This window comes from Brevundimonas sp. (assembly GCF_041648615.1).
GTDB lineage: Bacteria > Pseudomonadota > Alphaproteobacteria > Caulobacterales > Caulobacteraceae > Brevundimonas.
Map to the genome: position 1 here is coordinate 20,695 of NZ_JBAZOS010000032.1, position 14,926 is coordinate 35,620.

The following is a 14,926-nucleotide window of genomic DNA, read 5'->3' on the forward strand; positions in this document are numbered from 1 at the left end:
TGACTTAATAGCAAGTGTCACATCGTGACTTGATGACAGGATTATGGGGTGGTTGTCTGTGTCATTCGTGACTTGTGCGTGTTCTGGTGGCTCACATCCGCCGCACAGGCCCGAACCGAGCACCGACCATGACGACCTTCGCTGACCTCGTTCCCTCGCCCTACGGCCGCTTCGACGGCATCGAACGTCCCTATTCGCCGGAAGACGTGCTGAGGCTGCGCGGCTCGGTGCCGGTCACCCATACGCTGGCGGCCCGCGGGGCCAACCGGCTGTGGGAGCTGCTGCACGACGAGCCGTTCGTGAACGCCCTGGGCGCGGTGACCGGCAACCAGGCCATGCAGATGGTCCGCGCCGGGCTGAAGGCCATCTATCTGTCGGGCTGGCAGGTCGCCGCCGACGCCAACACCGCCGGGGCCATGTATCCCGACCAGTCGCTGTACCCGGCCAACGCCGCGCCCGAACTGTGCCGCCGCATCAACCGCACCCTGCAGCGCGCCGACCAGATCGAGCACGCCGAGGGCGGCGCCAAACGCGACTGGTTCGCTCCCATCGTCGCCGACGCCGAGGCCGGCTTCGGGGGGCCGCTGAACAGCTTCGAGATCATGAAGGCCTTCATCGAGGCGGGCGCGGCGGGCGTTCACTTCGAGGACCAGTTGGCGTCCGAGAAGAAGTGCGGCCACCTGGGCGGCAAGGTGCTGATCCCGACCCAGGCGCATGAGCGCAACCTGATCGCCGCGCGTCTGGCCGCCGACGTCATGGGCACGCCCACCCTGACCGTGGCCCGGACCGACGCCGAGTCGGCCCAGCTGATCACCTCGGACGTGGACGAGCGCGACCGTCCGTTTATCGACCGCGACAACCGCACGCCCGAGGGTTTCTTCCGCCTCAAGGCCGGGACCGGTCTGGATCATTGCATCGCCCGCGGCCTGTCCTACGCCAGATACGCCGACGTGCTGTGGTGGGAGACCTCCCACCCCGATCTGGACGACGCCCGCCGCTTCGCCGAGGCGGTGCACAAGGAGCATCCCGGCAAGCTGATGGCCTACAACTGCTCTCCGTCCTTCAACTGGAAGGCCAAGCTGGACGACGCCACCATCGCCAAATTCCAGCGCGAGCTGGGGGCCATGGGCTACAAATTCCAGTTCGTGACCCTGGCCGGCTTCCACAGCCTGAACAACAGCATGTTCGAGCTGGCCGACGGCTACCGCGACCGCGGCATGGCGGCCTATTCCGAGCTGCAGCAGCGCGAGTTCGCCAATGAGGCCGCCGGCTATACGGCGACGCGGCACCAGCGCGAGGTCGGCACCGGCTATTTCGACCAGGTCGCCACCGTCATCTCCAACGGCCAGTCGTCCACGACGGCGCTGAAGGATTCCACCGAGACCGCCCAGTTCGTGGCGGCCGAGTAAGCAGGAGAGAGACCATGCAACCCCTGGACAATCCCACCGCCATCATTGACTTCTGCCTCGCCCCGCTGAACCTGGACACGGGCACGGAGGCCGAGCGCGAGGTGCGCCGACGGCTGGAGCATGTGATCAAGACCTTCCGCGCCAAGGCCGTCCAGCCGGTCAGCGTGGACTTCTCGTCCATGCCCTCGCAGGTCATCAACGAAGCCGCCCACGGCTACGAATAGATCAGGCTGCGATGGACGCGGCGGCTGCCTGCGGCAGGGAGACGACAAGCTCCAGCAGTTCGCCCGCGTCCACGGGCTTGGCCAGATGCCGGTCCGCGCCGGCGGCCTCGGCCATGGCCACATGCTCGGTCAGGGCGTTGGCGGTCAGCATGACGATGGGCGTGCGCCGCAGGCCCATCGCCGCTTCATGCAGGCGGATTTCGCGGGTGGCGGTCAGGCCGTCCATGACCGGCATCTGCATGTCCATCAGGATCAGGTCGTAGTCGGCGTCGCGACAGGCCTGAAGCGCGCGGGCGCCGTCCTCGACCGACGTGAGTTCGACGGGGGCCTGGGCCAGGATCAGCTCGACGACCTTGCGGTTCACCGGGTGATCGTCCGCCAGCAGGACCCGGATCAGGGGCTGATCGCCGTCAGCGGCGCCGGCCGGCGACATCCCGACCGCCGCCGGCGCCTCGGCGGCGCGGTAAGGGATGGTGAGGATGAAGGCCGAGCCGCCGCCGGGCTCGCTTTCGCAATCCAGATCCCCGCCCATCATCTCGGCCAGCTGGCGCGAGATGGCGAGGCCAAGACCCGAACCGCCGAACTTGCGGGTGATGGCGCCGTCGGCCTGTTCGAAACGACTGAACAGGCGCGCGCGGGTCTCGTAGTCGAAGCCGATGCCCGTGTCCTCGATCGAGAAGCGCAGGGTCGGCGCACCGTCCCGGTCCGGGCCGGGGGCGGCGCTGAGACTGACGAAGCCCGTGCTGGTGAATTTCACGGCGTTGGAGACCAGGTTGGTCAGGATCTGTTTGAGCCGCACCATGTCGCCGGCGATCCAGCAGTCGGCTTCGGGAGCGATCTCGACGAAGAACTGAAGCCCCTTTTCCCCGGCCGCGCTTTCATACAGCCGGGCCGCCTCGCGGACGGCCCGGCCGAGGTCGAAGGTCTCGTCAGACAATTCCAGACGGCCGGACTCGACGCGCGCCAGGTCGAGGATGTCGCTGAGCAGGACCTGCAGCGTGCGGCCCGACGACTGGATCAGCTCCAGCATCTCGCGCTGATCGGCCGAGAGCTCGGTCCGGGCCATCACCTGGGCCAGGCCGATGACGCCGTTCAGGGGCGTGCGGATCTCGTGACTCATATTGGCCAGGAACTGGCTCTTGGCGCTGCTGGCGGCCTGGGCGGCGTCCCGGGCCTCGGCCAGGGCCGCGGCGTGGTTCTTCAGGTCGGTGATGTCGGTGCAGACCGTGACGATGCCGCCGGCGGATGTGCGGCGATCAGCGACGCGCAGCCAGCGATCTCCGGCGATGCGCTGCTCCATGGTGGTTGACAGGGCCTTGCGGGACGCCAGACGTTCGGCGATCCATTCATCCTCACGCCCGAGGGCGTCGGCGTAGAGGCCCTCCCTCAGGCCGATCCTGATGATCTCCAGGAAGTTCATCCCCACCTTGAGGTTGGACGCCAGTTCCGGGTTCACCTCGGCATAGCGGTGGTTCCACAGCGCCAGCCGGTCGTCGGCGTCATAGAAGGCCAGGCCGTCGGGCATGGCGTCGATGGCTTCGCGTATGTGCGCCAGGGCGCCGGAGCGAGAGCGAAAATCCATCCACGCCAGACCGGCGACCACGCCGACGATGCTCGCGATCATGGCGCCGAGGACAACGGTCATGACGAGGCTGGATACGGTCGCGCCGCTGGCGGCGACGGCCGCCTGCGGCGTGACCGTCATCGCGACCATGGCTGTGAAATGCAGGACGAGGACCGAGAGAGCGCCGCCCAGGCTGGAGGCGACCAGCCGCGGCTTGCCGGGGCCGGATGCGAGGATTGCGGAGAGACCGGCGATGGTCAGGCCGGCGACCACAGAAAGCGCGGCGTAGCCAGGGTCCCAGCTGATGCGGCCGTCAAATTCCAGCGCCGCCATGCCCACGAAATGCATCGCGGTTACGCCCGCAAAGGCCAGCAGGCCGGCTGCGACCCGGTAAACCCGGCCCGGCCGGAGCACGGCGAGCGCGCAGGCGAGGCTGATCGCCGCCAGAACCACGACAAGGGACGCAATGGTCAGGCCGACGTCGTAACGGATATCTCCGCCGGCCCGATAACCCTGCATGCCGAGGAAGTGGGTGGAGAAGGCGGCGAGGCCGCCCACCAGGGACGCCAGCAGGATGCGCCAGCGCCGTTCGCGGCGGTCCGACATCTGCGCCTGGGCCAACAGTCGCGCCGCGATGCCGACCCCAAGAACGCAGACGAGGCCGGCGGCCAGGGTCCAGCGCCAGTCATGCTCGAACACGATGCAGTCGATGATGCGTTCCAAGACGCCCCCTCCCGCCAGCACTATCGCGCAAGAGTGGTGAAGAAACGGTGGCCGGAGCGGCGAGGCTCAGGTCGCGGCGGTTCGCACCACGACCGGGAACTCGCGGCCCATGACCTTGACGGGATTCACCTGGCGGTCGCCGCGGCGGACTTCGAAATGCAGATGGGGGCCGGTCGAACGTCCGGTTGAGCCGACCAGACCGATGCGCTGGCCGCCCTCGACGACGGCGCCGGACGCCACATCCAGCCGGCTGAGATGGCCATACAGGGTGGTCATGCCGTTGGGATGGCGGATTTCGACGAAACGGCCGTAGCCCGCGGCGTCATAGCCGGTGCGGACAACCGCGCCTTCGGCGGCGACGAAGACGCCCGTTCCCCGGGGCGCCGCGATATCCACGCCCTCATGATTGCGCAGGGCCTGGCCGGGCATCCGGCGCGGGCCGAACGGGGAGTTGATCGCATAGCCCTTCACGGGCGCGTCGAAGACGATCAGGCGGGTGATCGGGCCGGCGGCCTCGGCGACGGCGGTCACGGGCGGCGCTTCCGGAACGGCGAAGGTCTCGACCGGCAGGATCGGATCAGGCGCCGACAGCGGCGCGGCGGCCATGGCCAGAACGGCCACCCCCGCCAGGGCGGCGGCCTGACCGGAATGAATGAGAAACGATCGGGCGGTCGGCAAGAGGCGTCGCATGCGGCGTCAGCTCCGTCTTCAGCTCATCAGAGCGGGGAGGGGCGCCGGCGGGCCGCAACAAACGCGACGCACTGCGGCCAGCGACCGGAGAAGCGCCGTTCTACGGCTTGGTGCGGCTGCTTTGGGGCGGGAGGGGGCGGCAGGTCGTCGCAGGGCGGAACGAAAAAGGGCGCGCGACCCGGCTGGATCGCGCGCCCCCTGTCGGTTGTGCCGGCCTTACAGCGGCAGGCGGAAGGTGATCGCGCCCACGTGGCTGTCCGCCCTGTCGCCGAACCGGCCGCGGTAGCCGATGTTCATCTTCACCGCCCCGAGGTCGGCGTCGACGCCGGCCGAGGCGATCAGCGATCCGCCGAAGGGATCCTCGATCTCCCGCGCCAGGATCTGCGCCGGGTTGGCGGTGATACGCGTGCGGACGGCGTCGCTGCTGTCGCCGAAGGAGTCGCGATAGCCGCCCTCCGCATAGAAGGTGAAGCCGTCGCCGCCGCCTTCGGCCCGCAGGGAGACTTCGCCGCTGGCGGCCTGGACGGTGCGGTCCTGGTACTCGTACTGGGCCGCTATGCCCTGCTCGGTGTAGCCGTTGACGTCGGTCGAGACGAAGCTGACCGCCGCGCGCGGCGACAGGCCGATGCCGCCCATGTCGAACCAGACGCCGCCCTGGAGGCGGGCGCCGAGGCTTCCCCCGTCGGTTTCGCCGCTGTGGACGATCGGAGCCAGCGAGGTGACGCGGGTGATGTCGTCATACTGGTCGATCGAGCCGCCGACGGTGGCGTTCACGAACATCGAGCCCGAGCGCCAGCCGGCGAAGGCGTCGAAGGCGAAGGTTTCGACGTCGAACGCCATGGCGCCGGCCTCGACCTCGGCCGTGCGGTATGTGGCGGTGAAGCCCATCCGCGTGCTTTCGGACGCGACATGGTCGAGACCGGCGCGGACGCCCCAGCCGGTCGCATCCGCCGCCGCCACGCTGCCGCGCGCGTCGGTCTCGACGCTGTCGGCGATGGCGCCGAAGGTCAGGTGGGTTCCGGCTTCCCATGCGGCGCGTCCCGACAGGCCTTCGCTCGACAGGTCCAGCAGGTCCTCGCGCTGGCGGAAGGCGGTTTCAGCCTGGACGGTCGATTGGGCGCCGATGTCGCCGTAGTAGAGGTAGTCGTTGGCCAGCCGGGCGAGCAGCTGGTGGCCCGCGGCGGTCGGGTGAACGCTGTCCCAGTACAGATAGGTTCCGGGCGTGGCGCAGACGGTGACCCCGTTGAAGCAGGCGTCCCGCGCATTGGTCAGGCCGAAGGATCCCGGGTTGCCGGCCAGGGTGATGCCGATCTTGTAAAGGTCCATCAGGATGATGTTGGTCCCCGGACGGGCCGCGGCCGTGGTCATCAGGCCGCTGAGCAGGGCGCCGTTGAACTGCGTGCCGGCGTAGTCCGCCAGGGCCGCGGCCGCGGCTCCCGCGCCCTGGTTGAACTGGGGCGTCAGGGCCAGGTTCGGCAGGTTCGAAACGAGAATGGTGCCGGCCCCGGCTCCGGCCACGTTGTTGACGATAAAGTTGATGTCGGTCGCGGCGGCCAGGACGACCGGCTGGATGGCGCCGGTCGGGTTGGCCGAGGCGCCGGCGGCCGGAACGGCCTGGAAGATGTTGTTGGCCCCGCCCAGGATGCTGACCAGATCAGTGGAGCGGAAGGTGCCGCCCGCGCCGGTGTAGGCCAGCAGCTGGTTGCGCATTCCCGGGGGGCTGGCCGAGCTGTCGGTCCGGGCCCCGCCGAAGGCGTAGTTGACGCTGCCGGTCACCGGCGCGCCGGCCGTGTAGCGTCCGGCGTTGAAGCCCAGCAGCTCGGTGAAGACCGGACCATTGGAGAAGCGCCCCTGGAAATAGGGCGGCGAGGCAGGCTGGCCGGAGATGGCGTACAGATTGCCGTTGTCGCTCAGGCTGTCGCCGAACACGACAAGGCGGCTGTAGCTCTGGGCGCTGGCGGCCGAGGCCATGGCGCCGGCGGCGGCGACCGTCAGTGCGGCAAGCGCCGCGCTGCGCAGGAAACGAGACATCGATGATCCTCCCTCGGTCGTCATCATGCGACCGTTGAGGGCAGTGTGCGCCGGTTTCGCGTCCGCGCAAGATGCCGTTGGGGAAGGTATTCAGTGCAGCATGCGGAAGCGCAGCGTTCCGGCAACACTCTTCAGGGCACGGAGCGCTTCCGGATCGTAGTCGCGGTCGACGTCGGTGATGACATAGCCGGTGCGTTCGTCGGTCTTCAGATGCTGGCCGAGGATGTTCAGGCCGGCGGCGGTCAGTTCGCGGTTCAGTTCGGCGAGGACGCCGGGCTGGTTGCGGTGGATGTGCAGGATGCGGTGGGCCCCCGTCACCTCGGCCAGCTGCACATTGGGCAGGTTGACGCAGAAGGTGGTGTCGCCGCGGTTGAGGTAGGCCAGCAGGCGCTCGGCGGCGAATTCGCCGATGGCTTCCTGGGCCTCCTCGGTCGAGCCGCCGATGTGGGGCGTCAGGATGACGTTCGGCAGGCCGCGCAGGGGGCTGTCGAACGGGTCGGCGTTGGTGGCCGGCTCGTCGGGGAAGACATCGATGGCCGCGCCGCCGATGCGGCCGGCGCCCAGCGCCTGGGCCAGGGCGCCGATGTCGACGACATGGCCGCGCGACAGGTTCACCAGCAGGGCGCCCGGCTTCATCTTCGAAAGGCGGGCGGCGTCGATCAGGGCGGCGTTGTCCGCGCGGCCGTCGACATGCAGGCTGACCACGTCGCTCTCGGCCAGCAGGGCGTCCAGCGAACTCATGCGACGGGCGTTGCCCAGGGCGAGGCGCTCGGTCAGGTCGTGGAAGATGACCCGCATCCCCAGGCCCTCGGCCAGCACCGACAGCTGCGAGCCGATGGCGCCGTAGCCGACGATGCCCAGGGTCTTGCCGCGCAGTTCACGTGAGCCGGTCGCCGACTTGTTCCATACGCCGCGATGCATGGCGGCGGACTTGTCGGCCACGTCGCGCATCAGGGCGATGGTCAGGCCCACGGCCAGCTCCACCACCGAGCGGGTGTTGGAATAGGGGGCGTTGAACACGGCCACGCCCCGGTCGGCGGCGGCCTCGAGGTCGATCTGGTTGACGCCGATGCAGAAGGCGGCGATGGCCATCAGGCGAGGCGAGGCCTCCAGCACGCGGGCGCTGACCTGGGTCTTGGAGCGGACGCCCAGCACATGGACGCCCTGCAGGGCCTCGATCAGGGCGTCCTCGTCGAGGGCGCCCTTCAGGGTCTCGACCGAATAGCCGGCCTCGTGCAGCCGCTCGACCGCGGCGGGGTGGATGTTCTCCAGCAGCAGGATGCGAATGCGGGCGCGGGGATAGGACCAGCGGCCGGCCAGACCCTCGGCGTGCAGGAACTCGTCCATCGACGGTGAAACCACGTCGGCGGCCGCCACGACCCGGTCGCGGCGGACGATCTCGGTGAAGGCGTGGAAACGGTCGGCGGCGCCGGCGAGGCGGACCTCGGCGTCGGTCCAGCCGTCGCCGACCATGATCACCGGTCCGGGGAAGGATTGCGCCCGCACGGCGATCGACTTGCCGTCGGCGTGGGCCAGCGGATTGTCCTGATCCACGCCGGTGACGCGGCCTTCGGCGTCGTAGGCGAGGTCGTTGCACAGCACCCGGTCCGGCGCGATGTGAAGGTGCTCGGCGAGGGGCGCGATGATCTCGCGGAAGCCGCCCGACAGGATGACGATCCGGTCCGCGTTCTCGCGGAAGAAGCGCAGGTTGCGGCGCACCGAGGGCGTGCCCTCGTCGAGAATGCGGCCGGCCAGTTCGGCGATATGGTCGCGGGTCAGGGGCAGCAGCTCAAGGCGGCGGTGGAGCGCTTCGCCGAAGGGGATGTCGCCCGTCATGGCCCGATCGGTCAGGGCCACGATCTCGGCGCGGATCGCCTCGGCGTCGGGCGCCCCGGCCAGGGCGATGTCGGCCAAGGCCTCCAGGGTCTCGATCCGCACGAGGGTCGAGTCGAAGTCGAAGATGTAGGTCGCCGGATCCGCCATGGCGTGACCTTGGCCCAGCTTCGCAGTTGCAGCAATGGGGCGGGCCCGGGTTCGAAAAAACAGTCCGAAGCGTCCGAAGCGTCCGGACCGTCCGGATCAGAAATGAAACGCCGGCCGCCCCGCGAGGGACGGCCGGCGATCAGTCTGGCTTGGCGCTACGTCAGAAACGGACGCAGGCGTCAGAATTTTCCGAGGCTGCGCAGGCGGCTGTCGGGGCGGCGGGCGTCCATGGCGGCGGCGCCGATAGCCGCCGCGATGGTCAGAAGGGCGAGGGCCGCGCCGCCTTCACGCGCGTGATCCTTCGCATAGACACCGGCGTCGTGCGCGTAGCGGCGCGCGGTCTTGCCTTGCTTCTTCAAGATCTTGCGCGAGGAATGTCGGGCGTCGTGCAGGAAGCGCTCGCCGCGATGGCGGGCTTCGTCGCCGATGTCGGAGGCGCGCTCGCCGGCGTCGCTGAAGCCATGGCGCACCGTTTCGGCCAGATCGCCGAAGCGGTCGCGCAGGGCGTCCGTATCGACCCAGCCGCGCGGATCCATGCGGCCACGAAGGCGATCGTAGCGGCTCGGGCCGGAGCGCTGGTTCAGCAACAGGGCGGCGATGCCGATTCCGGCCAGGATGGCGACGACGCCGCCGGTGATTCCCGGGTGTTTGCGGACTTCGGCGAGGGCGGAGAACTGGCGGACCATGGGATAGTGAACCTCTTCATCGAGACCGTCGTCGTTCGGGTCGTAGAGCCCGTCGTCGAACGGCTGGTACGCGGAACCCCTGTCCCGCATCATGACAGGAGCGAACCGGGCCAGAAGAGGTTCCGCCAGACCCGGCAGGGCGGAATAGAAGCTGGCGATCAGCCGCCCTCCGCCCCCGACCGTGATCTCGCGGATCGGATGGCTGGCGCAGTACAGGATGGTGTCGGCCACGACGTGCGTCGCATAGACCGGCTGCGGGTTCTGCACCGCCTGACCCGTCAGGTTCCGGGCGTGCTTGTTGTAGGGCGTGTCGATCGCCGAGGGCTTGACCAGCGACAGGGTGATCGGGGCCTGCTCGCGCATCAGCTCCATGCGGAAGGCGTTGGTGAAGCCTTTCACCGCGTGTTTGGAGGCCGAATAGACGCCCTGGACCGGGATCGGCGCGTCAGAAAGGGTCGAGCCGACATTGACGATGGCCCCGCCGCCCGGCCGTTCGCGCAGGTGGTCGGCGGCGATCATCGAGCCGTTGACCACGCCCCAGTAGTTGGTCTCGAACAGCCGCCGCTGATCCTCGAGCGTCGTCGCGCTGATATTGCCGAAGATCGAGACCCCGGCGTTGTTGATCCAGGTGTCGAAACCGCCGAACAGGCGCACGCATTTCTCCGCCGCCCCGGCCAGGGCGTCATAGTCGGCCACGTCCGCGACGGCCCAGGCGGCGCGGGCGCCGGTGGCCTGCAGCTCTTCACACAGAGCCTTCAGATCGTTTTCACCGCGGGCGATCAGGAAGACGCAGGCCCCCGCCTTCGCCGCCCGCCGCGCCGTGGCCAGACCGATGCCCGAGGTGGCGCCGGTGATGACGATCGCTTGCTGGTTCAGGGGCTTGAGGGTCGCTTTGGTCATGAAACCGCCGGGTCTGTGCGCTTGAAATCAGGTCTTGGACGAACGGGGCCGAGCCCCCGCCGGTTCCTGCTGTAGCATGCAGGTCTTACCATTCGCGATGGTCGCGCCTATCTGACGACGCTTCCGCACAGTCGCCCATTTCGAGGATCGCCCGTGACCGATCACGCGCATACGACGCCTTCGCCCGCCCATCCCGCCGACGATCTGGCCGCCGCCTTCCAGATCGAGGGCTGGCCCGTGCGCGGCCGGCTGGTGCGGCTGGGCGAGACCATCGACGCCATCCTGTCGGCCCACGCCTATCCCGAGCCCGTGGCGGCCCTGCTGGGCGAGGCCTGCGCCCTGGCGGCGCTGGTGGGGTCGAGCCTGAAGTTCGAGGGCCGGCTGATCGTGCAGGCGCAGGGCGACGGGCCGGTGCGCTATGTCGTCGCCGACTATGACACCCAGGGGCATATGCGCGGCTATTGCCGCTTCGACGAGGACGAGGTGGCCGCGGCCTCGCAGGGCTTCGCCCGGCCGGGCGCGCGCTCGCTGCTGGGGCAGGGGGTGTTCGTCATGACGCTGGACCGCGGCCCCGATTTCGAACGCACCCAGGGCATCACCCCGATCGAGGGCGAGAGCCTGTCGCTGGCGGCCGAACACTATTTCCAGCAGTCCGAGCAGATTCCGACCAAGGTCCGCCTGGCCGTCGGCGCGGTGGCGACCGAAACGGGCATGGCCTGGCGGGCCGGCGGGGCGCTGATCCAGCTGATCGCCGGCGACGACGCGCGCGGCTCGACCGAGGAGGCGTGGAACCGGTCGCGGGCCCTGTTCCAGACCCTGGCCGACGATGAACTGCTGGACCCGACGATCACCCCGGAGACCCTGCTGTTCCGCCTGTTCCACGAGGACGGGGTGCGGCTTGAGGACGCGCGGGCGCTGGTGGCGCAGTGCCGCTGTTCGCGCGCCCGCATCGCCGGGGTGCTGACCTCGTTCCAGGCCGAGGAGCGGGCCGAAATGGTCGAGGCCGACGGGATGATCCGCGTGACCTGCGAATATTGCGCGACGGTCTATGAGCTGGGGCCGGAAGAGATCACCACCGACTGATCCGCCGAAGCGTGACCGCGAGTTCATTTGAAGTTCAGGTCCCGGCCCGTCATTGGCGAACCATGATCACCGTCCTCGCCGCCTCCCTCTTCCTGACCGCCGCCGCGCCCACGCCGCCGCCGTGCCGCTTCACGGGGGAGCCGCGCGCCTGGACGACCGCCGCGCTGGCGTCCTGGGACCGGCTGGATCGTGAGCGGCTGCGGATCGCCGAACCCGTGACTCCGGTGATCACCCTGTTCGACGAGGCCTGCGCCTGGACCCTGACCCCTGACGCCCGCGGCGATTTCCGCGTCGGCGCGCGGCGCTATCGCACAACCGGCTCCGCCCATTCGGGACAGGTGGGCCTGCCCGACGGAGGGACGGTTCCGGCCCGGAAGCTGGCCTTCGCCTCGCCGATGTCCGACGGCCGGATGTTCTTCATCATGGCCCTGCCGGCGGTCTGGCGCGCGGACGACACCGAGCCGCGCGACTGGAACCGCCTGTCGATGGTCGTCTTCATGCACGAGTTCGCCCACACCCAGCAGGCCGCGAGCCTGGGCGTACGGATCGACGACCTGCTGGCGCGCGGCCTGCCCGAGGACAGCGACGACGACGTGATCCAGGACCGGTTCGGCGAGCAGCCGAACTATCGGACGGCCTATGAGGGCGAACGGGACCTGTTCTACCGGGCGGCCGCCGCGCGCGACGCCAGCATGGCGCGCTTCAATCTGGCTTTGGCCGCGCACGCGATGGAGGCCCGCCGGGCGCAGTGGTTCCGCGGCGAGGAGGCCGTGTACGCCGAGGCGGACGACGTGTTCCTGACCCTGGAGGGCACGGGCAACTGGGCCGCCTGGATGTGGCTGACCGACCCGCGCGGCGGGCGTCTGAGCCCGTCGGAGGCGACGACCTTCGTAAGGGGCGGCGGCAATCGCTGGAGTCAGGACGAGGGGCTTGGGATCATGCTGGCCGTCGACCGCCTGACGCCGGACTGGCCGGCGCTGGCGTTCGCTCCCCGGGGCGCCACGGCGGACCGGCTGATCGAACGGGCTCTACGGAGCCGCTGAGGCCTGGGCCGCGACCGGCGGAGATGCGGTCGATGGTCCGAGGGCGAGGACGCCGTCATGGGCGCCGTCGCTGACGGGACCCATGACGACTCCGCGCGCCTCGGCGTCGTATCGGGTCATGGAGTCATGGGCCCGACAGCCGTCCGCCTGACAGTTCCACGACTGCCCGCCCTGCTGGGCGACGTTGAGGGTGATGGTCTCCCTGGGCGGCAGGTGGGCCACGGCAGGCATGAGGTCAAACCGGTCGAAGCGCGTCTTGCTGGCGTGGATGTTGCCGACCAGGACCAGCACCCGGGACTCCGGCCGTTCGGTCGCCGCCCGCGACAGCTCCACCGCCATGTCCAGCTCATAGTAGTTCTGGTCGAACGCGGCCGGCCTCGGGCGGGAGGGCTGGAAGGCGCGGAACGCCACATCGGCCCCGCCGGCCTTCAACCGGCGGATCGACTGCATCATCTCCAGCATGGCCAGGCTGGTGCGCCCGTCCGCCATGGCCGCATTGTGGAAAATGGTGTCGCGCAGAGCCTCCGCGGCCGTCGTGTCGTCCGGAGCCGCGAGGAAGGCGTCCAGCCGGGGCTGCATGTCCACAGGCAGCTCCAGCGCCACGGTCACCGGTCCCTGTTCCGCCGCGGCGCAGACCAGTTGCGCGAAGGCGGCGGGCGTCTCCGCGGCGCCGTGGATTTCCCCCACGATCACGAAGCGGGCCTCCGGCGTCCACAAGGCCTCGTGCCCGGACGGAGGCGAGCAGGGCGCGGCGGCGAGAATCGTTGCGGCGGCGAACAGTGCGATCATGAGAACCCCCGGTCACGCACGGGCCATACCTGTGCGTGTGCAAGGGTTGACGCCCGATTGCGGCGGTCGCGTGGCGGGTCAGTAGGCCAGCGCGATCCCGTCCTTGCGCATTTCCGTGGCCGCGCCCCAGGTCCAGGGGCCGCGTCCGTTCGTCTGACGCACCACGTTCTGATAGCCGCCGAAGCCGCCGTTGGGGCCGCCCAGAATCCAGCCCATGGCTTCGAGTTGCGCCTTTGACGCGGCGGGGACTCCGGTTTCAAGGAACAGGGTCCCGACGCCCTCGGCCGGGTGGCCGGTGGGTTCGGACGAGCCCTCGTGCTGCCAGCGCGGGGCGTCGCCGGCCTCCTGCGGGTCGAGGCCGTAGTCGACCATGTTGATGATGATCTGGGCCTGGCCCTGCGGCTGCATGCCGCCGCCCATGACGCCATAGGCCATCCACGGCTCCCCGCCCTTGCAGGCGAAGCCGGGGATGATGGTGTGGAAGGGGCGTTTGCCGGGTGCGTAGACGTTGGGATGGCCGTCGGTCAGGGCGAACAGTTCGCCGCGGTCCTGGAACATGAAGCCGAGGGTCCCGCCGTCCGGGCCGTCGGGGACGAGGCCCGAGCCCATGCCGCGATAGTTGGACTGGATCCAGCTGACCATCATGCCGTCCTTGTCGGCGACGCTGAAATAGGTGGTGTCGCCTTGCGTCGGAGCGTCGCCCGGGAAGACGCGGTCCATGACCCGGTCGGGCCGGATCAGGGCGGCGCGTTCGGCGGCGTAGGCTTTCGAGTTCAGCCATTCGACCGGCGTGCGGCTGAAGCGGTCGTCGGCGAACCATTTCGCCCGGTCCTCGAAGGCCAGCCGCTTGGCCTCGGCCTGGTGGTGGATCGAGGCGGCCGACTGGAAGCCCATGCTCTTGAGGTCGAAATTCTCGCAGATGTTGAGGATCTGATTGGTCGACAGGCCCTGGGTGTTGGGGCCGAGCCCATAGACGTCGACGCCGCGATAACCGGTGCGGATCGGCTCGACCCATTCGGTGCGGTGCGGGGCCAGGTCGGCGCGGGTCAGCCAGCCGCCGATGCGGCGGAAATAGCGTTCGATATGGTCGGCGATCGGCCCGTCGTAGAAGGCGTCGCGGCCGCCCTCGGCGATCAGGCGCAGGGTGCGGCCGAGGTCGGGATTGGCGAAGACCTCGCCGACCTTCGGGGTGCGGCCGTCGGGGGCGTAGACCTTCCTGCGGTTGTCGTTCTCCTCGATGATCGCGGACCGGCGATCGAAATTGGCCATGTTGCGCTCGAGGTACCAGGCGATCAGCTGGGGCATGGGCACGCCCTCCTCGCACAGCTCGGCGACCGGCAGCAGGACGTCCTTCCAAGGCAGCTTGCCGTAGCGCTGGTGCGCGCTCCACCAGGCGTCGACCGTGCCCGGGACATTGACCGTGACCGCGCCATAGGGCGGCAGATAGCCGTCCTCGGCCTTCCTCGACCGGGCCGTCTCCAGCGACAGGCCGCGGGGGCTGTTTCCCGAACCGTTGAAGCCGACGACCTTCCGTTGGGCCGGGTCCCACAGCATGCAGAAGGCGTCGCCGCCGATGCCGTTGGCGGTCGGCTCGAGGAAGCCGAGGGCGGCGTTGATGGCGATGGCCGCGTCGATGGCCGAACCGCCGCGCCTCAGGGTGTCGATGCCGATCAGGGTGGCGCGCGGATGGGCCGTGGCGGCGGCGCCGTGCTGGCCCCAGACGGTCGAGCGGCCGACGAACTGCACGCCGCTGTTGCGATTGCCGGGACCGACGCCGGCGTAGGGGTCGGCGGGCGCGGTC

11 protein-coding genes and 1 pseudogene are annotated in these 14,926 nt (G+C 69.4%); 4 read left to right on the forward strand and 8 right to left on the reverse strand.

All coding sequences use genetic code 11. The features are described from left to right. Positions 1-128: 128 nt before the first annotated feature. Together aceA and WC555_RS12000 are read left to right on the forward strand one after the other, a co-directional pair. Complete coding sequence (gene aceA / locus WC555_RS11995) at positions 129-1,409, forward strand: isocitrate lyase (RefSeq protein ID WP_373253855.1); 1,281 nt, start codon at positions 129-131, stop codon at positions 1,407-1,409. A 14-nt stretch (positions 1,410-1,423) separates the two neighbouring features. After that, a complete protein-coding gene (locus tag WC555_RS12000; RefSeq protein WP_373253858.1) occupies positions 1,424-1,633 on the forward strand; it encodes a hypothetical protein in 210 nt (69 codons plus the stop codon). A gap of 1 nt (position 1,634) precedes the next feature. Here the strand turns inward: WC555_RS12000 and WC555_RS12005 are convergent, their stop codons facing one another. From WC555_RS12005 to WC555_RS12030, 6 genes and pseudogenes are all read right to left on the reverse strand, one after another. Beyond that, complete coding sequence (locus tag WC555_RS12005) at positions 1,635-3,920, reverse strand: ATP-binding protein (RefSeq protein ID WP_373253860.1); 2,286 nt, start codon at positions 3,918-3,920, stop codon at positions 1,635-1,637. Between the two features lie 66 nt (positions 3,921-3,986). Then, positions 3,987-4,610, reverse strand: coding sequence for a M23 family metallopeptidase (locus WC555_RS12010; RefSeq protein ID WP_373253861.1), 624 nt, complete (start codon positions 4,608-4,610; stop codon positions 3,987-3,989). A 216-nt stretch (positions 4,611-4,826) separates the two neighbouring features. After that, positions 4,827-6,641 carry an autotransporter domain-containing protein gene (locus WC555_RS12015; RefSeq protein WP_373253863.1) on the reverse strand — a complete coding sequence of 605 codons (1,815 nt, stop codon included), beginning with the start codon at positions 6,639-6,641 and terminating at the stop codon, positions 4,827-4,829. A gap of 90 nt (positions 6,642-6,731) precedes the next feature. Next, complete coding sequence (serA, locus tag WC555_RS12020) at positions 6,732-7,988, reverse strand: phosphoglycerate dehydrogenase (RefSeq protein ID WP_373253876.1); 1,257 nt, start codon at positions 7,986-7,988, stop codon at positions 6,732-6,734. Positions 7,989-8,093: 105 nt separating this feature from the next. Further along, positions 8,094-8,624 (reverse strand): annotated as a pseudogene (locus WC555_RS12025) (HAD family hydrolase); the annotation flags it as partial. A 179-nt stretch (positions 8,625-8,803) separates the two neighbouring features. Next, positions 8,804-10,210, reverse strand: coding sequence for an SDR family oxidoreductase (locus WC555_RS12030; protein ID WP_373253865.1), 1,407 nt, complete (start codon positions 10,208-10,210; stop codon positions 8,804-8,806). 153 nt (positions 10,211-10,363) lie between these two features. On the opposite strand from WC555_RS12030, the gene WC555_RS12035 reads away from it, so the two are divergent. Beyond that, positions 10,364-11,293 carry an Hsp33 family molecular chaperone gene (locus WC555_RS12035; RefSeq protein ID WP_373253867.1) on the forward strand — a complete coding sequence of 310 codons (930 nt, stop codon included), beginning with the start codon at positions 10,364-10,366 and terminating at the stop codon, positions 11,291-11,293. A gap of 62 nt (positions 11,294-11,355) precedes the next feature. Beyond that, positions 11,356-12,336 carry a hypothetical protein gene (locus tag WC555_RS12040; RefSeq protein WP_373253869.1) on the forward strand — a complete coding sequence of 327 codons (981 nt, stop codon included), beginning with the start codon at positions 11,356-11,358 and terminating at the stop codon, positions 12,334-12,336. Here WC555_RS12040 and WC555_RS12045 read toward each other — a convergent pair. Together WC555_RS12045 and WC555_RS12050 are read right to left on the reverse strand one after the other, a co-directional pair. Beyond that, entirely contained in the window at positions 12,322-13,125 is an 804-nt protein-coding gene (locus WC555_RS12045) for a hypothetical protein (RefSeq protein ID WP_373253871.1), read from the reverse strand. The genes WC555_RS12040 and WC555_RS12045 overlap by 15 nt on opposite strands. Positions 13,126-13,203: 78 nt before the next feature. Next, positions 13,204-14,926 (reverse strand): gamma-glutamyltransferase family protein (locus tag WC555_RS12050; protein WP_373253873.1); only part of this gene is annotated, 1,723 nt, incomplete at its 5' end.